The organism is Diaphorobacter oryzae DSM 22780 (assembly GCF_059568935.1).
Genome location: NZ_JCANUL010000001.1, coordinates 631,633 through 649,344 on the forward strand (window position 1 = coordinate 631,633; position 17,712 = coordinate 649,344).

Consider the following 17,712-nt stretch of genomic DNA (forward strand, 5'->3'; position numbering starts at 1 on the left):
CGCCCATGCACCAGCCCTCCCCGACCGCCCCGCCCGTGGCCCGGCTGCAGGACGTGCGCCTGCGCTACGGCCAGACCGAGGCGCTGCGCGGCATCACGCTGGACGTGCCGCCGGGGCGCATGGTGGGCCTGATCGGCCCGGACGGCGTGGGCAAGTCCAGCCTGCTGTCGCTGATCGCCGGTGCGCGCGCCATGCAGCAGGGCCGCATTGAGGTGCTGGACGGCGACATGCGCCGCGCGGCGCACCGCAACGTCGTCTGCCCGCGCATCGCCTACATGCCGCAGGGCCTGGGCAAGAACCTCTACCCCACCCTGTCGGTGGAGGAAAACCTGCAGTTCTTCGCCCGGCTGTTCGGCCATGGCGCGGCCGAGCGGCGCGCGCGCATCGACGACCTCACGCGCAGCACCGGGCTGTACCCGTTCCTCGCGCGGCCCGCGGGCAAGCTCTCGGGCGGCATGAAGCAAAAGCTCGGCCTGTGCTGCGCGCTGATCCACGACCCGGACCTGCTGATCCTGGACGAACCCACCACCGGCGTGGACCCGCTGGCCCGCGCCCAGTTCTGGGAGCTGATCGCCCGCATCCGCACCGTGCGCCCGCACATGAGCGTGATCGTCGCCACCGCCTACATGGACGAGGCGCAGCGCTTCGACTGGCTGGTGGCCATGGACGACGGCGCCATCCTGGCCACCGGCACCGCCGGCGAACTGCTGCAGCGCACCGCCACCGCCACGCTGGAGGCGGCCTTCATCGCCCTGCTGCCCGAGGCCAAGAAGCGCGGCCACAGCCCCGTGGAGATTCCGCCGCTGCAGGCCGACGATGCCGACATCGCCATCGAGGCGCAGGGCCTGACCATGCGCTTCGGCGACTTCGTGGCCGTGGACCATGTGAGCTTTCGCATCCGGCGCGGGGAGATCTTCGGCTTTCTGGGCTCCAACGGCTGCGGCAAGTCCACCACCATGAAGATGCTCACCGGCCTGCTGCCCGCCAGCGAAGGCCGCGCGTGGCTGTTCGGCCAGGAGGTGGACCCGCACGACATGGCCACGCGCCGGCGCGTGGGCTATATGTCGCAGGCGTTCTCGCTGTATGGCGAGCTCACGGTGGAGCAGAACCTGGTGCTGCACGCGCGCCTGTTCCACGTGCCCGAGGCCGAGGTGCCCGCGCGCGTCGACGAGATGCTGCAGCGCTTCGACCTGCAGGACGCGCGCGCCACGCTGCCCGCCAACCTGCCACTGGGCATGCGCCAGCGCCTGTCGCTGGCCGTGGCCATGGTGCACCGGCCCGAGCTGCTGATCCTGGACGAGCCCACCTCGGGCGTGGACCCGGTGGCGCGCGACGCCTTCTGGCGCCTGCTGGTGCAGCTGTCGCGCCGCGACCGGGTGACCATCTTCATCTCCACGCACTTCATGAACGAGGCCCAGCGCTGCGACCGCATGTCCATGATGCATGCGGGCCAGGTGCTCGACAGCGATGCGCCCGCGGCCCTGGTGGCCAAGCGCGGCGCAGCGACGCTGGAGCAGGCCTTCATCGGCTACCTGCTGGAGGCCTCGGGCGAGTCGGCGAGCGAAACTGGCGCTGCAAAAACAGGAGCTGGCAGCGCTTTCCACGCCTCGGATTCAGAGAGAAAACCATCTGAAGCCAGCGAAGATAAAGCGTCAGAAGCTCCTGTTTTTGAAGCAAGTACACCCCGCCGTTTCAGCCTGCTGCGCATGTTCAGCTACATGTGGCGCGAATCGCTGGAGCTGCGCCGCGACCCGGTGCGCGCCACGCTGGCGCTGGCCGGGTCGCTGCTGCTGCTGTTCGTGATCGGCTTCGGCATCAACATGGACGTGGAGAACCTGCGCTACGCCGTGCTCGACCGCGACCAGACCACGCTGAGCCACAGCTACGCCAACGAGCTGTCGGGCTCGCGCTACTTCATCGAGCAGCCGCCGCTGGCCGACTACGCGGAGCTGGACCGCCGCATGCGCAGCGGCGAGCTGTCGCTGGCCATCGAGATCCCCAGCGGCTTCGCGCGCGACGTGCTGCGCGGGCGCAACGTACAGATCGGCGCCTGGGTGGACGGCGCCATGCCCATGCGCGCGGAGACCGTCAACGGCTACGTGCAGGGCATGCACCAGCACTGGCTGGTCGCCCAGCTGCACGAGCGCACGGGCCTGCGCCCCGCCAGCGCCGTCACGGTGCAGTCGCGCTACCGCTACAACCCCGATGTGCGCAGCCTGCCAGCCATGGTGCCGGCCGTGATCCCGATGCTGCTGCTGATGCTGCCGGCCATGCTCACGGCGCTGGCCGTGGTGCGCGAAAAGGAGATGGGCTCCATCCTCAACCTCTACGTCACCCCCGTGACGCGCACCGAGTTCCTGCTGGGCAAGCAGTTGCCCTACGTGGCGCTGGCCATGCTGAACTTCCTGCTCATGAGCCTGCTGGCCGTGACCGTGTTCGGCGTGCCCGTCACCGGCAGCTATCCCACGCTGGCGCTGGCGGCGCTGCTGTACAGCATCACCGCCACCGGCATGGGCCTGTTGGCCAGCAGCGTCACGCGCAGCCAGATCGCCGCCATGTTCTTCGCGCTGATCGGCACGCTGATCCCGGCCGTGCAGTTTTCGGGACTGATCGACCCCGTCTCGTCGCTGGAAGGCACCGGGCGCCTCATCGGCAGCATCTATCCCGCCACCTTCATGTTCTCCATCAGCCGCGGCGTGTTCAGCAAGGGCCTGGGCCTGGCCGACCTGCAGGGCGCGCTGCTGCCGCTGCTGCTGTCGGTGCCCGTGGTCATGCTGGCGGCCGTCGCGCTGCTGCGCAAGCAGGAGCGCTGAACCCATGACCGCCCTGCGCCGCCACCTGCTCAACGTCTACCGCCTGGGCGTCAAGGAGCTGTGGAGCCTGCTGCGCGACCCCACGATGCTGGTGCTCATCGTCTACGTGTTCACGCTGTCGGTCTATGCCGCCGCCACCGCCATGCCCGAGACGCTGCACAAGGCGCCGATCGCCATCGTGGACGAGGACCAGTCGCAGCTGTCGCAGCGCATCGTGTCGGCGTTCTACCCGCCGCAGTTCAACCCGCCCGCCCTGATCACCGCGCGGGAGATGGACGCCGGCATGGACGCCGGGCGCTACACCTTCGTGCTGAACATACCGCCCGACTTCCAGCGCGACGTGCTGGCGGGGCGCGCGGCGGAGGTCCAGCTGAACGTGGATGCCACGCGCATGAGCCAGGCCTTCAGCGGCAATGCCTACGTGCAGCAGATCGTGCTGGCCGAGGTCGGCGAGTTCGTGCAGCGCTACCGTGGCAGCGCCGCCCCGCCCGTGGACCTGGCGCTGCGCATGCGCTTCAACCCGGCGCTGGAGAAGTCCTGGTTCGGCAGCCTGATGCAGATCATCAACAACGTGACCATGCTGTCCATCATCCTCACCGGCGCGGCCCTGATCCGCGAGCGCGAGCACGGCACCATCGAGCACCTGCTGGTCATGCCCGTCACGCCCACCGAGATCATGCTGGCCAAGGTCTGGTCCATGGCCCTGGTGGTGCTGCTGGCGGCCACGGTGTCGCTGGTGTTCGTCGTGCAGGGGCTGCTGAAGGTGCCCATCGGCGGGTCGCTGGCGCTGTTCCTGGCCGGCGCGGCACTGCACCTGTTCGCCACGACCTCCATGGGCATCTTCATGGCCACGCTGGCGCGCAGCATGCCGCAGTTCGGCCTGCTCATGGTGCTCACGCTGATACCGCTGCAGCTGCTGTCGGGCGGCACCACGCCGCGCGAGAGCATGCCCGCACTGGTGCAGGACTTGATGCTGGCGGCCCCCACCACCCACTTCGTGGAGCTGGGCCAGGCCATCCTCTACCGCGGCGCGGGCATGGACGTGGTCTGGCCCCAGTTCCTGGCGCTGGCGGCCATCGGCGCCGTGCTGTTCGCGCTGTCGCTGGCGCGCTTTCGCCGCACCATCAGCAGCATGGCGTAGTGCCGCAGCTCTCCGGTCGGCGAGCTATGTGATAATGGAGGGCTTTTTGCGGAAAGTACGCCGCGTTTTTTGAATGGGCAATAGGTTGCACATGGCCGGCACGGCTCCCGCTGACTTGAGGAAAGAAGATCATGAAAGAAGGCATTCACCCCAATTACCGCGAAGTTCTGTTCGTTGACCTGTCCAACGGCTTCAAGTTCGTGACCCGCTCCTGCGTGAACACCAAGGAAAACGATACCTTCGAAGGCAAGGAATATCCCCTGTTCAAGCTGGACACCTCCTCCGAATCCCACCCCTTCTACACCGGCACGCAAAAGTCCGTGGACAACATGGGCGGCCGCGTGGAGCGCTTCCGCAACCGCTTCGGCAAGACCGCAGCGAAGTAAAGGCAGCGCGGCCTGCGCCACGCGCGCGGGCCCGTGCCGGCCGATGGGCGGCAAGTCCGCAACAGCATCCGCCCGCACGTGCACAGCCCAGGCAGCCCGGTTTCACCGCGCTGCCTTTTTTCTTGGTGCATTCCCGCTATCCTCGGCTGACCGCCAACTCGCACCGTCCGCGTGATACATCCCTCTCCTGCCATCGTTGCCCAGAGCGCCGTGCGGCCGCTGCCGCGCTGGATCATGCTGCTGCTGTGCCTGGCCTACGCCATTCCCGGATTCGTGGGGCGCGACCCCTGGCGCAACGCCGACGTGGCATCGTTCGGCTACATGCGCGAGCTGGCCCAGGGACGCACCCCCTGGATGAACCCGCTGCTGGCCGGCATACCGCCCGACGGCGATGGGCTGCTGCCCTATTGGCTGGGGGCCTGGGCCATGCAGGCGCTGGACGGGTGGCTGGCCCCCGAGCTGGCCGCGCGCATGCCCTTCATCGCACTGCTGCTCCTGACCCTGGCGGCCACATGGCACAGCGTGTACCACCTGGCACGCAGCCCCGGCGCTCAGCCGGTGGCCTTTGCCTTTGGCGGCGAGGCGCACCCCGTGGACTACGCCCGCGCCATGGCCGATGCGGGCCTGCTGGCCTTCATCGCCTGCCTGGGTCTGGCCCAGCTGTCGCACGAGACCACCAGCTATCTCACCCAGCTGTCGTGCACGGTCCTGCTGTTCTATGCGGGCTCCGCCATGCCATGGCGCATGGCCTGGCCCGTGGCCGCAGTCGCCGCCGGGCTGTTCGGACTGGTGCTCAGCGGAGCGCCCACCGTCGCCGCCTTGCTGGGACTGGGCTGCGCCTGGCTGGTGGGCTGCTCGCCACGCGCCGCGCCGCGCCAGCGTGCGGCGGCCGCGGCCGCACTGCTGGCACTCACGCTGGCCGCCGCCGTACTGGCCCAGTGGCTGGACCTGTGGCGCTGGCGCATCGTGCCCTTCGACGACATCAAGGCATGGCAAAGCCTGCTGCGCCTGTTCATCTGGTTCTGCTGGCCCGCCTGGCCACTGGCGCTGTGGACCCTGTGGCGCTGGCGGCACCAGATCGTCAGCCATGAATGGCACCGCCACCTGCTGCTGCCCCTGTGGTTCGTGCTGGTGGCCGTGGGCGCCACGCTCACCACCCAGCCGGCGGACCGCGCGCTGCTGCTGGGCCTGCCCGCGCTGGCGGCGCTGGCGGCCTTCGCCCTGCCCACGCTGCGGCGCAGCATCTCCGCCCTGATCGACTGGTTCACGCTGCTGTTCTTCAGCGCATCGGCCATCGGCATCTGGGTGGTCTGGCTGGCGGTGCAGACGGGCGTGCCCGCCAAGCCCGCCGCCAACGTGGCAAAACTCGCGCCCGGCTACGAGCCGTCGTTTTCCGCCCTCAGCTTCGGCGTGGCGCTGGCCGCCACGGCAGCATGGTGCGCGCTGGTGAGCTGGCGTGCGGCGCGCAACCGCCCCGTCATCTGGAAGAGCCTGGTGCTGCCCGCCGGCGGTGCCACGCTGGGCTGGCTGCTCATGATGACGCTGTGGCTGCCGCTGCTGGACTACGGCCGCAGCTTCGCGCCGCAGGTGGCCGGCGTGGCCGCCGCCATCACCGACCGCCAGGGCTGCGTGGCCAGCTATGGCCTAAGCCGCGCGCAGGTGGCGGCGCTGCAGCACCACGGGCAGCTGCGCATGGTGCCGGCCGAGCAGCTGGCCCAATGCGACTGGGCGGTGGCCGATGCCACGGCAGGACCGCTGGTGAGCACCCTGCTGCCTTCACCGCTGTGGCAGGAGGTAGCCAGCGTCGGCCGCCCCACGGACCGCAGCGACCGCATGCTGGTGTTGCACCGCGCCGGCGGCGCGCGCTGATGTCCGAGTCGTCCGTCATCACCCGGCACGCGCTCACCGTGCTGGCGGGTCAGCTGGCCGTCATGGCCTTTGGCGTGACCGACACCATCGTGGCCGGCCGGCATTCGCAGGAGTCGCTGGCCGCCCTGTCCGTCGGCCTGGCCGTGTTCGTCAGCGTGTATGTGGCGCTCATGGGCGTGCTGCAGGCGCTGCTGCCGGTCTGGGCCGAACAGCGCGGCGCCAACACGCCCACGGCCATCGGCGCCAGCGTGCGCCAGTCGCTGTACCTGTGGGCCGCGCTCACCGTGCTGGGCATGGCGGTATTGCTGGCGCCCGAGCCCATCCTGCGCTGGACCGAGGTGCCGCCGGCGCTGCGCGGCGAGGTGCGCACCTACCTGGCGATCCTGGCCTTCGGGCTGCCGCCGGCGCTGCTGTTTCGCATCTACAGCACGCTGAACCAGGCCCTGGGCCACCCCCGGCTGGTCACCTGGCTGCAGGTGGGGTCGCTGGCGATCAAGGTGCCACTGTCGATCTGGTTCACCTTCGGCGGCGCCGGGCTGGCCGCGCAAGGTGCCGCCGGCTGCGCCTGGGCCACGGTGGTGGTGAACTACAGCCTGCTGCTGCTGGCCTGGCGCATGCTGCGCAGCCACGCCATGTATGTGCCGCTGCAGCTGTGGCGCCCCCTGGAGCGGCCCGACCCCGAGCAGATCGCCCGCTTCCTGCGGCTGGGGCTTCCCGCGGGCCTGTCGATCCTGGTGGAGGTCACCTCCTTCACGCTGATGGCGCTGTTCATCGCGCGCCAGGGCTCGCTGGCGTCGGCCGCCCATCAGATCGCCTCCAACCTGGCCGCCGTGCTCTACATGGTGCCGCTGTCGCTCGCGATTGCCACCAGCGCCCGTGTGAGCTACTGGCGCGGTGCGGGCGACGAACACCAGGCCGCCGCCGCCGCCATGAAGGGTTATTGGCTTGCAGCGCTTATGGGGATTGCGCTAGCAGCTATATTATTCATAGCAAAAGAACCCCTGGCCAGCCTGTACTCAGCCAGTGCCGACGTCGTGGCGCTGACCACCATGCTGCTGACCTGGGTGGCGGCCTACCACGTCGCCGATGCGTTGCAGACGCTGTGCATCTTCGTGCTGCGCAGCTACCGCATCACGCTGGCGCCGCTGGTGGTGTACTGCGTCATGCTGTGGGGCGCGGGCCTGGCCGGGGGCTATGCCCTGGCCTACCACGGCTGGGCCGGCTGGGGGCCTTATCACTCCCCCATGCCGTTCTGGGCCGCCAGCGCCGCGGCCCTGGCCGTGACGGCGCTGGTCTTTACCGCGCTGCTGCTGACCGTGCTCAGGCTGCAGCGGCGCCGGGCGGCTGTGCATCCGCACTGACCGCCTTGGTCGCCAGACGCACGCGCGCCGGCGGAAACACCACGGTGAACACCGAGCCCTGCCCGACCACGCTGGAGATCTGCAGCGTGGCGCCATGGCGCTGGACCACATGCTTGACGATGGCCAGGCCCAGGCCCGTGCCACCCGTGTCGCGCGAGCGGCTGCGGTCCACGCGGTAGAAGCGTTCGGTGATGCGGGGCAGGTGCTCCGCCTCGATGCCCGCGCCGGTATCGCGCACCACGAAGCGCGCCCCGCCCTCCGGCAGCACGTCCCAGCTCACCGTGATGCTGCCGCCCGCGGGCGTGTAGCGCACGGCGTTGTTGACCAGGTTGGCCAGGGCGCTTTGCAGTTCGGCCGCAATGCAGGCCACCTGCCCGGCCGCCTGCGCCGCCTCGGGCGCGGGAAAGGCAATCTGGTGGTGCTTGGTCTGGTTCTGGGTCAGTATGGCCGACAGCGCCCGCGCCTCGTCTTCGCAGCGGCGCAGCAGCACCGTGACCGGCACCCATTCGCTCATGCCCGGCAGGGGGCTGCCCTCCAGGCGCGACAGCGTCAGCAGATCCTGCACCAGGTTCTGCATGCGCACGGCCTGCTGCGCCATCATGCGCAGGTAGCGCGCCCGCTCATCGCCGTTGAGCTGCAGCGTCTGCAGGGTCTCCACGAACCCCATGAGCACGGTCAGGGGCGTGCGGATTTCGTGCGACACATTGGCCACGAAGTCGCGGCGCATGGCCTCGGCCTGCTCCAGCGCCGTCACGTCGCGCGACAGCAGCAGCTTGCGCCCGTCGCCATAGGGATGCAGGTGCACCGAGATGCGCACGGGCCGCGAAGCGGTGCTGGCGCGCCCCTGCAGCATCACGTCCCTGGAGAAGTCGCGGGCGGCGTAGTAGGCGCTGAAGTCGGGGTCGCGCACCAGATTGCCGATGGACTGCCGCGCATCGCGTTCGGCGTCGATGCCGAAATGCTCCTCGGCCATCTGGTTGCACCATTCGATGCGCCCCTCGGCGTCGAGCAGCATCACCCCGTTGGGCGAGGCCTGCAGCGCCTCCAGGATCTCCTGCAGCCGCGCATCGCCGGCCTGAGCCTGCAACTGGCCCTGGCGCACCAGGCGCCGTGCGCGGTCGGCCGCCTCGCCCCACAGGCCGCTCAAGCGCGGCGCCTGCATCGGATCGCCATGGCGCAGCCAGCTCAGCACGCGCGCGCCGCGCCACAGGTCCCAGACAAACCACATCCAGGCCGCCGCACAGGCCCCCACGCCCGCCCCCCAGGCCCCCGCCTGCCACCAGCCCAGGGCACCGCCGATCAATTGGCCGATGAAGAAAAAGAAGAATCGCAGGAACATGGCTACCGTGCCACCACTAGAAACAAGAAGGCGCCCGTATCAGAGATGGGGCGCCTGAGGAGTGAGGAAGAGTGATGCGCCTGTGCATCACGCGCGCATCAGCGCCTGTGGCTGCGCCGTGAGCCGATAGCCGGCGCCGCGCACGGTCTCCACCATGGCTCCTGCCGTACCCAGCGCCTCGCGCAGACGCTTGACATGCACGTCCACCGTGCGCTCCTCGATGAAGACATGGTCGCCCCAGATCTTGTCGAGCAGCTGGGCGCGGCTGTGCACGCGCTCCGAGTGCTTCATGAGGTAGTGCAGCAGCTTGAACTCCGTGGGCCCCACCTTGAGCTGCTGCCCCTGGTAGGTCACGCGGTAGGTGGCCGCATCCAGCACCAGTTCGCCAATGGTCACGCTGTCGCTCACCTGTTCGGGCGCGCGCCGGCGCAGCACGGCGCGGATGCGCGCCAGCAGCTCCTGTGTGGAAAAGGGCTTGGTGATGTAGTCGTCGGCGCCGGCATCCAGGCCCGCCACCTTGTCGGGCTCGTCGCCGCGCGCGGTCAGCATCAAGATGGGGATCTGCTTGGTGCGGCTGTCGGCGCGCCACTTGCGCGCCAGCTGCAGGCCGCTCTGGCCCGGCAGCATCCAGTCCAGCAGGATCACGTCGGGCAGCACGGCGTCCAGCTCGCGCTGCGCCGACTCGCCGTTCTCCGCCCAGATAGGCTGAAACCCGTTGTGCCGCAGATTCACGGCCACCAGTTCTGCAATCGGTGACTCATCCTCGACGATGAGCACCCGTGGAAGCTTCTTCATTCAATGCACCGCCTTTCTCAGGCCAGGGCCGATTCGATTTCATCCAGCGTGGTGTGGCGCACGTCCTTGCCCTTGACAAGGTAGATGATCAATTCGGCCACATTCTTGGAGTGGTCCCCGATGCGCTCGATGGCCTTGGCCAGGAACAGCAGGTCCAGGCTGGCGGAGATGGTGCGGGGGTCTTCCATCATGTAGGTGATGAGCTTGCGCACGAAACCGTCGAACTCCTCGTCGATGAGGTCGTCCTCCTTGAGGATGGCGACGGCCGCCTTAGTGTCCAGGCGCGCAAATGCATCCAGCGCCTTGCGCAGCAGGCCGGAGGCCAGATCGGCCGCCACGCGCAGGTCGCCTGACGGCAGAGAGCGGGCCGCGCCGCTTTCGATGATGGACTTGACCATGCGCGCCATGCGCGTGGCCTCGTCGCCCATGCGCTCCAGGTTGGCAATCGCCTTGGAGAAAGCGATCAGCAGGCGCAGGTCGCGTGCCGTGGGCTGGCGGCGCGCGATGATGGTGGACAGCTCATGGTCGATCTCGACCTCCATCACGTTCACGCGGCGCTCCAGCTGCTCCACCTGCTCCACGGCGTCCATGCTGAAGTGCGAGAGCGCATACACGGCCTGGCGAATCTGGGACTCCACCAAACCACCGAGCTCCATGACCCGCGCGGAAATATTGTTCAGTTCGCTGTCGAACTGCGAAGAAAGATGCTTGTCGGTCATATCGCCTGTCTCCATTAGCCGAAACGGCCCGTGATGTAGTCTTCGGTTTCCTTGCGCTGCGGCTTGAAGAACATCTGCTCGGTATCGCCGAACTCCACCAGATCGCCCAGGTACATGTAGGCCGTGTAGTCGCTGCAGCGTGCGGCCTGCTGCATGTTGTGGGTCACGATGACCACGGTGTAGTCGTTCTTCAGCTCCGCGATCAGTTCCTCGACCTTGGCCGTGGAAATCGGGTCCAGGGCGGAGCAAGGCTCGTCGAGCAGCAGCACCTCGGGCTTGATGGCAATGCCGCGCGCGATGCACAGGCGCTGCTGCTGGCCGCCCGACAGTCCCGAACCGCTCTGGTCGAGCTTGTCCTTGACCTCGTTCCACAGGGCCGCCTTGCGCAGCGCCCATTCCACGCGGTCATCCATGTCGGCGGCGTTCAGCCGCTCGAACAGCTTCACGCCAAACGCGATGTTGTCGTAGATCGACATCGGGAACGGCGTGGGCTTCTGGAACACCATGCCGACCTTGGCGCGAATCAGCGCCACGTCCTGCTTGCTGGTCAGCAAGTTCTCGCCGTCCAGGATGATCTGGCCCTCGGCGCGCTGCTCCGGGTAGAGCTCGAACATGCGGTTGAAGGTCCGCAGCAGGGTGGACTTGCCGCAGCCCGAGGGGCCGATGAAGGCCGTGACCTTCTTCTCGGGAATGTCGAGGTTGATGCCCTTGAGGGCGTGGAACTTGCCGTAGTAGAAGTTCAGGTCACGCACCGTGATCTTGGATTGCACGGCTGTGGCGTTCTTGGTGGAGGGCATGGAAGTCTTCCGGGAAGAAATTTATTTTTGGCGGGTCAGCACACGGGCCAGGATGTTCAACCCGAGCACCGCCAATGTGATGAGAAACACACCAGCCCAGGCGAGCTGCTGCCAGTTCTCATACGGGCTCATCGCAAACTTGAAGATGGTGACCGGCAGGCTGGCCATGGGCTTGCCCAGGTCGCCATTCCAGAACTGGTTGTTGAGCGCCGTGAACAGCAATGGCGCGGTTTCACCCGCGATGCGGGCCACGGCCAGCAGCACGCCGGTGATGACACCCGCGCGGGCGGCGCGCAGCGTCACCATGGTGATCACCCGCCACTTGGGCGTGCCCAGCGCATACGCGGCTTCACGCAGGCTCGCAGGCACCAGCACCAGCATGTTCTCCGTGGTGCGGATCACCACCGGAATCACGATCAGCGCCAGGGCCATGATGCCGGCATAGGCCGAGAAGCTCTTGAAGCGGGCCACCACCACGGCATACACGAACAGGCCGATCACGATGCTGGGGGCGGACAGCAGGATGTCGTTCACGAAGCGGGTGACCGATGCCAGCCAGCCGCGTGTGTCGTATTCGGCCAGGTACACGCCCGCCATGATGCCGATCGGCGTTCCCACGAAGGTCGCCAGCAGCACCATCACGAAGGAGCCGAAGATGGCGTTGGCGATACCGCCCACTTCATTCGGCGGAGGCGTCATCTGCGTGAACAGCGCCACGCTCAACCCCCCGATGCCCAGGCGAATGGTCTCCCAGAGGATCCATATCAACCAGAAGACGCCAAAGGCCATGGCCAGCAGCGACAGTGTCAGCGCGACCTGGTTCAAACGCTTGCGCACCGCGAAGCGTGCCGCGCGTACCTGCGCCAGTTCGGCCGCAGAGATGAGTTTCTGAGAGGTGCTCATGAACGTGCTCCCTCGCCCTTTTTGAGGCGTGCCAGCAACAGCTTGGAAAGCGACAGCACCACGAAGGTGATGAAGAACAGCACCAGGCCAAGGTAGATCAGCGATGCCTGGTGCAGCCCCTCTCCGGCCTCGGCAAACTCATTGGCCAGCGCAGAGGTGATGCTGTTGGCCGCTTCGAAAACGGACAGCGAATTGAGCTGGTTCATGTTGCCGATGACAAAGGTGACGGCCATGGTCTCGCCCAGAGCGCGCCCGAGCCCGAGCATGATGCCGCCCAGCACGCCCGACTTGGTATAGGGCAGAACCACTTTCCACACCACCTCCCAGGTGGTGGATCCCAGGCCGTAGGCCGACTCCTTCAGCAGCGCGGGGGTGACTTCGAAAACGTCACGCATCACCGAGGCGATGAAGGGAATGATCATGATGGCCAGGATGATCCCAGCCGAGAGAATGCCGATACCCACGGGCGGGCCCGACACGAAGGCACCCAGATAGGGAACGCCATCCAGCAGCGACTGCAGCGGCTGCTGGACATAGGTGGCCAGGATGGGGCCGAACACCATCAAGCCCCACATGCCATAGACGATAGAGGGCACCGCCGCCAGCAGCTCGATCGCCGTGCCCAACGGCCGCTTGAGCCAGGCGGGCGAGAGTTCGGTCAGGAACAGGGCGATGCCGAAGCTCACGGGAACCGCCACCAGCAAGGCGATCAACGACGTAGCCAGCGTGCCGTAGATCATCACCAGCCCGCCGAAGTCGTTCTGTACCGGGTCCCAGACACTGCTTGTCAGAAAGCCGACCCCGTATTTCTGGATGGAGGGCCATGCGCCATACACCAGGGACGCCATGATGCCCAGCAGCAACGCCAGCGTGAGGATTGCTGCGCCGCGCGCCAGCCAGCCAAAAATGCGATCAGCAAATACGCCAGAGAACATGGTAGTACGAGGAGGCGGAGCCCCCCGGGATGCGCCAACAGCCGCATTCAGCGGCGGCGCCTGGTGGATGGGCAGCGTAGTAGACACGTCTGTTGCCTTGTGAAACGAAACAACCAAGTGGCCCGCCTTGTCGGCGGGCCACTGCGTCAGCTTACTTCAGAGCGATGGATTTGCCCGAAGTGTCCTTGATGTCGCCCCAGGACTTCATGATCACGGCCTTGACGCTCTCGGGCATGGCCACGTAGTCCAGATCGGAGGCTGTCTTGTCACCCGACTTGTATGCCCACTCGAAGAACTTCAGCGCCGTCGCTGCCTGCACCGGCTTGTCCTGCGACTTCTGCATCAGGATGAAGGTGGCGGAGGTGATCGGCCATGCATCCTTGCCGGGCTGGTTCGTCAGGATCTGGTAGAAGCTCTTGGCCCAGTCGGCACCAGCGGCCGCGGCCTTGAAGGTGGACTCGTCCGGAGAGACGAAATTGCCGGTGCTGTTCTGCATTTGGGCAAAGGTCAGCTTGTTTTGCTTCACGTAGGCGTATTCCACATAGCCGATGGAGTTGGGCAGACGGCCCACGAACGCGGCCACGCCTTCATTGCCCTTGCCACCTGCACCGGTCGGCCAGTTCACAGCGGTACCCTCGCCCACCTTGGCCTTCCACTCGGCGTTCACCTTGCTCAGGTAGTTGGTGAAGCCGAAGGTCGTGCCGGAGCCATCCGCACGGCGCACGGGGGCGATGGCGGCGTCGGGCAGGTTCACACCAGGGTTCAGAGCCTTGATGGCCTCGTCGTTCCACTTGGTGATCTTGCCCAGATAGATGTCACCGATCACCTGGCCGTTGAGCTTGAGCTGACCAGGCTGGATGCCCTTGATGTTCACGACCGGCACGATGCCGCCGATCACCGTGGGGAATTGCACCAGGCCCTTCTTGACCAGGTCCTCGTCCTTCAGGGGGGCGTCCGAAGCGCCGAAGTCCACCGTCTTGGCTTCGATCTGGCGCAGACCCGCGCCGGAACCCACGGACTGGTAGTTGATCTTCACGCCGGTTGCCTTGTTGTAGTCGGCAGCCCACTTGGAGTACAGCGGTGCGGGAAAACTGGCGCCGGCGCCGGTTGCTTCCTGCTGCGCCCAGGCGCTGGAGAAAGCACCCATCGCCACCACACCAGACACCAGAACCCGAATCGCGGAGAGCTTCATAAAAGAGACCTCTTGGTTAAAAAAACTCAATGCCGCGACTCTAGAAGTCGTTTGTGACATCAACGTGACACAGCTTCATGACCGTCATGCACGCCAGACTAGGACGGCGCCACAGAGGTGTCACACAACTGTCGCAGGCGCGGCGTACGCTCCCGCCACCGGCAACAGTCGGTAACAAACACACATCACACGGGAGAACTCCATGTTCCGTCGCTTGACCCTCCAAACCGCCCTAGCCCTGTCCATCACCGCCGTTCTCGGCGCCTGCGCCACCCCATCCACCGCGCCCAAGTCCGTCGCTTCCGTCACGGCCCAGACGCGGAACCTGAGCACCTTCAACAAGCTCGCCGCCGAAGCCGGACTCACGGCCACGTTGAACGGCACGGGCCCCTACACGGTGTTCGCGCCCAGCGACGACGCCTTCAAGGCCCTGCCCGCCAAGACCATGGATGCCCTGAAGGCCGACAAGGAACAGCTGAAGGCCCTCCTGAGCTACCACATCACCGCCGCCAACATTTCCACGGCCAACGCCAAGGCCGGCAAGCTCAAGACGCTCCAGGGCGCCGACATTTCCCTGGCCCGCGCCGGCTCCTTCCTGACCGTGGAAGACGCCCTGGTCGAGCAAGCCGACCTGAGCGCCGGCAACGGTGTCGTGCACGTGATCGACCGCGTGCTGACGCTCCCCCGCAAGAAGTAAGCCTTCAGCTGTCACCCACCACCGAGGCCATGCACCCCACAATCCCTCGCAGTCCCCTGCTGAACCGCCGTGCCCTGCTGAAAACCGCTGGCGCGGCCTGCGCCATCGGCGCCATGTCGCATGCGCCCGCCTGGGCGCAAGAACAACGCGCAATCGCCGTGGCACAGATCGTGGATCTGTCTCCCGAAAACCAGGACGTGAGCCGTGATTTCCTCATTGGCGCACGGGCTGCATGGACGGATCTCAATGCCCGGGGTGGTGGCATTCGCGGTCGCGCCGTGCAGCATCTGGTGCTGGAAACCGACGGTTCGGCCCAAGGCGTACGCACGGCCTGGCTGGCCGCACGAGACAATCCGGCCTGCGTGACTCTCTCGGGCTGTGTGGGTGACAGTACTGCCGCCGCCATCGCGGCGCTGCAAAAGGGTGATGCCGCCATGGCCCATTTGGCGCCGTGGCTGCATCGCCAATGGACGGACGAGAGCGATACCGTCTTCAACATCTTTCCTGACTACCAGGCACAGATCGCCCACGCCATTCGCTCACTGGCCGTGATGGGCGTACAGCAGGCCGACGCGGTGTTTGCCAACGCCGCGTTGCAGCAGCAGTTGCAAGGCTCGGTCATCGATGCCGGCAAAGCCATGGGACTGCGCATCCAGCCGTTGTCTGCCGCGGATCGCCGCGCCCCGCCCCCGGCCATTGTGCTTTTCATCGGCGGCACCCCCGAACTCCATGACTATGTAAGCCGCCTGGTCATGCCGCAGGGCCGCCAGTGCTATGTGATCGCCCTCGCCGATGTGAATTTGCAGGTGCTGGCGCAACTGGGCGGCATCCCCCGCAGCATTTCGGTGATCGCCACGCAGCCCGTGCCTCTCGTGACCCATGGCATGCCCATCGTGCGCGCTTACCGGGACGTGATGGCCAAGCTCTATGACGAACCGCCGTCGCCCCAAGGCCTGGCAGGCTTCATCGCCGCCCGCTATACGGCCGAGATGATCGCCTCCATCACCGGCCCGCTCACACGCTCCAGCGTCCTGGTGGCCTGCAGAAAGCGTACCGGAATGCAGATCGGCGGGTACATGGTGGCCTATCAGGGCCGCAAGCTTGCCAGCGCCCACGTCACGCAAAGCATGCTGACCACCGATGGCCGCATCGTTGGCTGAAATAGCCGCCACCCAGCCATGGTCGGCCTTGCGCAAGTGCTATGCTGCGCCGCTTGAGAACCTGCGCAAAGCGTGCACCCAAATGCAAGACGGAACATTGCTTGCGGCCGTGGACCTGGGGTCCAACAGCTTTCGCCTCGAAATCGGCCGCTTGGAACATGGGCAAATTCACCGCATCGAATATCTCAAGGAAACGGTTCGCCAAGGCGCAGGCCTGGACGAAGACCGCAATCTGACCCAGCCCGCCATGCAGCGGGGCTGGGATTGCCTTGCCCGATTTGCCGAGCGACTTGCCGGCTTCCCCCATGCCCACGTGCGCGCCGTGGCCACGCAGACTCTGCGCGAGGCGCGCAACCGCGAGGACTTCATCGGGCGCGGCGGCGAGATTCTGGGCTTCCCCATTGACATCGTGTCCGGCCCCGAAGAGGCCCGGCTCATCTACCAGGGGGTTGCCCGCCTGCTGCCCCAATCGGATGAGAAACGGCTGGTGGTGGACATTGGTGGCCGCTCGACCGAGTTGATCCTCGGGCAGCAATTCACTCCCGCCACCGTGGCGTCCTACCGCGTGGGCAGTGTCGCCTGGTCCGCGCGCTACTTTGCCGACGGCGCCTTCACTCGCCAGGCTTTCGAGTCCGCGGAGATTGCGGCCAAGGCGGTACTGGACGAAGCCATCGGCAGCTACCAATACAGCGCCTGGGATGTGGCCTATGGCTCCTCGGGCACCATCGGTGCCGTGGGGTCCATTCTGGCTGCAGCCGGTGGCAGCGAAGGAGTGATTCGCAAAGAGGGGCTGGACTGGCTGCAGGAGCAATTGCTGCGCGCCCGCCACGCCGATCGCCTGCGCCTGGAGGGACTCAAGGACGACCGCCGCGCAGTGATTGGCGGTGGCGTCAGCATTGTTCGGGCCATCTTCGACCTGCTGGGCATAGAGCAGATGACCGTGGCCCAGGGCGCATTGCGCCAGGGAGCCCTATACGACCTGCTCGACCGCGAGCAAGCGGAATCCGATCTGCGCTCCAACACGGTACGCGCGCTCATGCAGCGCTTCTCCGTGGACCACGACCATGCCGAGCGCGTCGCACAACTGGCATGCCGCCTGTTTCTGGATGCGGCCCCACCGGACAGCGAACGCGCGGCACGCAAGCTGGATTGGGCCGCTCGCCTGCACGAAATCGGCTGCCGCATATCGCACAGCGACTACCACCACCACGGGGCCTACATCCTCGACCATGCCGACGCGGCCGGCTTTGCCCTGCCTGAGCTTCACCGCCTGAGCCTGCTTGTGCTGGGGCACCGCGGCAAGGTACGCAAGCTGGACGCCTCGAACCTGAACGACCCCGTGTTCGCACTGCAACTCATGTGCTTCCGGACCGCCGTAGCCCTGTGCCACGCACGCCGCACGCCCGATGTCGAAGGACTCAGCCTGCGCCAGGAAGGCCATCGCTGCATCTTGCAGTCAAGATCAGGCTGGTCTGCGGCCTATCCCCAATCGGCGCACCTGTTGCGCGAGGAAAGCAGCGCCTGGCAGAAGACCCCCTGGGATTTTGTGGCCGACCTTTCGTAGCAGGAATGGTGCGACAGCAGCAAACGATATAAACTGTTTAT

The 17,712-nt window shown here is 66.6% G+C and carries 15 protein-coding genes; 8 read left to right on the plus strand and 7 right to left on the minus strand.

Annotation, left to right across the window (positions count from 1 at the left end):
• The first annotated feature begins 5 nt into the window (after nucleotides 1-5).
• The 5 genes from rbbA to BP68_RS02925 all read left to right on the plus strand — a co-directional run bounded on the left by rbbA (nucleotide 6) and on the right by BP68_RS02925 (nucleotide 7,570).
• Nucleotides 6-2,813, plus strand: a complete 2,808-nt coding sequence (gene rbbA / locus BP68_RS02905) for a ribosome-associated ATPase/putative transporter RbbA (RefSeq protein WP_496368900.1) — start codon at nucleotides 6-8, stop codon at nucleotides 2,811-2,813.
• A 4-nt stretch (nucleotides 2,814-2,817) separates the two neighbouring features.
• Nucleotides 2,818-3,954, plus strand: coding sequence for an ABC transporter permease (locus BP68_RS02910; protein ID WP_496368902.1), 1,137 nt, complete (start codon nucleotides 2,818-2,820; stop codon nucleotides 3,952-3,954).
• A 131-nt stretch (nucleotides 3,955-4,085) separates the two neighbouring features.
• On the plus strand, nucleotides 4,086-4,340 hold the full coding sequence (locus tag BP68_RS02915) for a type B 50S ribosomal protein L31 (protein WP_496368904.1): 255 nt from the start codon (nucleotides 4,086-4,088) through the stop codon (nucleotides 4,338-4,340).
• 171 nt (nucleotides 4,341-4,511) lie between these two features.
• The gene (locus BP68_RS02920; RefSeq protein WP_496368906.1) at nucleotides 4,512-6,209 is read left to right on the plus strand and encodes a hypothetical protein; all 1,698 of its coding nucleotides are present in this window, start codon (nucleotides 4,512-4,514) and stop codon (nucleotides 6,207-6,209) included.
• Nucleotides 6,209-7,570 (plus strand): MATE family efflux transporter, encoded by a 1,362-nt coding sequence (locus BP68_RS02925; protein WP_496368908.1) that lies wholly within the window; start codon nucleotides 6,209-6,211, stop codon nucleotides 7,568-7,570. Before BP68_RS02920 ends, BP68_RS02925 begins: the two co-directional genes overlap by 1 nt.
• Here BP68_RS02925 and phoR read toward each other — a convergent pair.
• The 7 genes from phoR to pstS form a co-directional block, all read right to left on the minus strand.
• Nucleotides 7,530-8,909, minus strand: a complete 1,380-nt coding sequence (gene phoR / locus BP68_RS02930; RefSeq protein ID WP_496368910.1) for a phosphate regulon sensor histidine kinase PhoR — start codon at nucleotides 8,907-8,909, stop codon at nucleotides 7,530-7,532. The two genes, BP68_RS02925 and phoR, sit on opposite strands and share 41 nt — an antisense overlap.
• An 87-nt stretch (nucleotides 8,910-8,996) precedes the next feature.
• Nucleotides 8,997-9,704 carry a phosphate regulon transcriptional regulator PhoB gene (gene phoB, locus BP68_RS02935; protein WP_496368912.1) on the minus strand — a complete coding sequence of 236 codons (708 nt, stop codon included), beginning with the start codon at nucleotides 9,702-9,704 and terminating at the stop codon, nucleotides 8,997-8,999.
• A 17-nt stretch (nucleotides 9,705-9,721) separates the two neighbouring features.
• Nucleotides 9,722-10,423: a phosphate signaling complex protein PhoU gene (gene phoU, locus BP68_RS02940; protein ID WP_496368914.1), complete on the minus strand. Its 702-nt coding sequence runs from the start codon at nucleotides 10,421-10,423 to the stop codon at nucleotides 9,722-9,724.
• Between the two features lie 14 nt (nucleotides 10,424-10,437).
• On the minus strand, nucleotides 10,438-11,220 hold the full coding sequence (gene pstB, locus BP68_RS02945; protein ID WP_496368916.1) for a phosphate ABC transporter ATP-binding protein PstB: 783 nt from the start codon (nucleotides 11,218-11,220) through the stop codon (nucleotides 10,438-10,440).
• Between the two features lie 21 nt (nucleotides 11,221-11,241).
• The gene (gene pstA / locus BP68_RS02950; protein ID WP_496368918.1) at nucleotides 11,242-12,123 is read right to left on the minus strand and encodes a phosphate ABC transporter permease PstA; all 882 of its coding nucleotides are present in this window, start codon (nucleotides 12,121-12,123) and stop codon (nucleotides 11,242-11,244) included.
• Entirely contained in the window at nucleotides 12,120-13,058 is a 939-nt protein-coding gene (gene pstC, locus BP68_RS02955) for a phosphate ABC transporter permease subunit PstC (RefSeq protein WP_496368920.1), read from the minus strand. Before pstC ends, pstA begins: the two co-directional genes overlap by 4 nt.
• A gap of 151 nt (nucleotides 13,059-13,209) precedes the next feature.
• Nucleotides 13,210-14,250: a phosphate ABC transporter substrate-binding protein PstS gene (pstS, locus tag BP68_RS02960; protein ID WP_496368922.1), complete on the minus strand. Its 1,041-nt coding sequence runs from the start codon at nucleotides 14,248-14,250 to the stop codon at nucleotides 13,210-13,212.
• 202 nt (nucleotides 14,251-14,452) lie between these two features.
• Between pstS and BP68_RS02965 the strand changes: the two genes are divergently transcribed.
• The 3 genes from BP68_RS02965 to BP68_RS02975 all read left to right on the plus strand — a co-directional run bounded on the left by BP68_RS02965 (nucleotide 14,453) and on the right by BP68_RS02975 (nucleotide 17,671).
• Complete coding sequence (locus BP68_RS02965; protein ID WP_496368924.1) at nucleotides 14,453-14,947, plus strand: fasciclin domain-containing protein; 495 nt, start codon at nucleotides 14,453-14,455, stop codon at nucleotides 14,945-14,947.
• A 29-nt stretch (nucleotides 14,948-14,976) separates the two neighbouring features.
• A complete protein-coding gene (locus BP68_RS02970) occupies nucleotides 14,977-16,107 on the plus strand; it encodes an ABC transporter substrate-binding protein (protein ID WP_496368926.1) in 1,131 nt (376 codons plus the stop codon).
• 82 nt (nucleotides 16,108-16,189) lie between these two features.
• The gene (locus tag BP68_RS02975; RefSeq protein WP_496369066.1) at nucleotides 16,190-17,671 is read left to right on the plus strand and encodes a Ppx/GppA phosphatase family protein; all 1,482 of its coding nucleotides are present in this window, start codon (nucleotides 16,190-16,192) and stop codon (nucleotides 17,669-17,671) included.
• Nucleotides 17,672-17,712: the final 41 nt, after the last annotated feature.

Bases quoted from the DNA above. Each gene is read 5' to 3' on its own strand.
- rbbA (WP_496368900.1), top strand. From the start codon at position 6: ATGCACCAGCCCTCCCCGACCGCCCCGCCCGTGGCCCGGCTGCAGGAC.
- BP68_RS02910 (WP_496368902.1), top strand. From the start codon at position 2,818: ATGACCGCCCTGCGCCGCCACCTGCTCAACGTCTACCGCCTGGGCGTC.
- BP68_RS02915 (WP_496368904.1), top strand. From the start codon at position 4,086: ATGAAAGAAGGCATTCACCCCAATTACCGCGAAGTTCTGTTCGTTGAC.
- BP68_RS02925 (WP_496368908.1), top strand. From the start codon at position 6,209: ATGTCCGAGTCGTCCGTCATCACCCGGCACGCGCTCACCGTGCTGGCG.
- phoR (WP_496368910.1), bottom strand. From the start codon at position 8,909: ATGTTCCTGCGATTCTTCTTTTTCTTCATCGGCCAATTGATCGGCGGT.
- phoB (WP_496368912.1), bottom strand. From the start codon at position 9,704: ATGAAGAAGCTTCCACGGGTGCTCATCGTCGAGGATGAGTCACCGATT.
- phoU (WP_496368914.1), bottom strand. From the start codon at position 10,423: ATGACCGACAAGCATCTTTCTTCGCAGTTCGACAGCGAACTGAACAAT.
- pstB (WP_496368916.1), bottom strand. From the start codon at position 11,220: ATGCCCTCCACCAAGAACGCCACAGCCGTGCAATCCAAGATCACGGTG.
- pstA (WP_496368918.1), bottom strand. From the start codon at position 12,123: ATGAGCACCTCTCAGAAACTCATCTCTGCGGCCGAACTGGCGCAGGTA.
- pstC (WP_496368920.1), bottom strand. From the start codon at position 13,058: ATGTTCTCTGGCGTATTTGCTGATCGCATTTTTGGCTGGCTGGCGCGC.
- pstS (WP_496368922.1), bottom strand. From the start codon at position 14,250: ATGAAGCTCTCCGCGATTCGGGTTCTGGTGTCTGGTGTGGTGGCGATG.
- BP68_RS02965 (WP_496368924.1), top strand. From the start codon at position 14,453: ATGTTCCGTCGCTTGACCCTCCAAACCGCCCTAGCCCTGTCCATCACC.
- BP68_RS02970 (WP_496368926.1), top strand. From the start codon at position 14,977: ATGCACCCCACAATCCCTCGCAGTCCCCTGCTGAACCGCCGTGCCCTG.
- BP68_RS02975 (WP_496369066.1), top strand. From the start codon at position 16,190: ATGCAAGACGGAACATTGCTTGCGGCCGTGGACCTGGGGTCCAACAGC.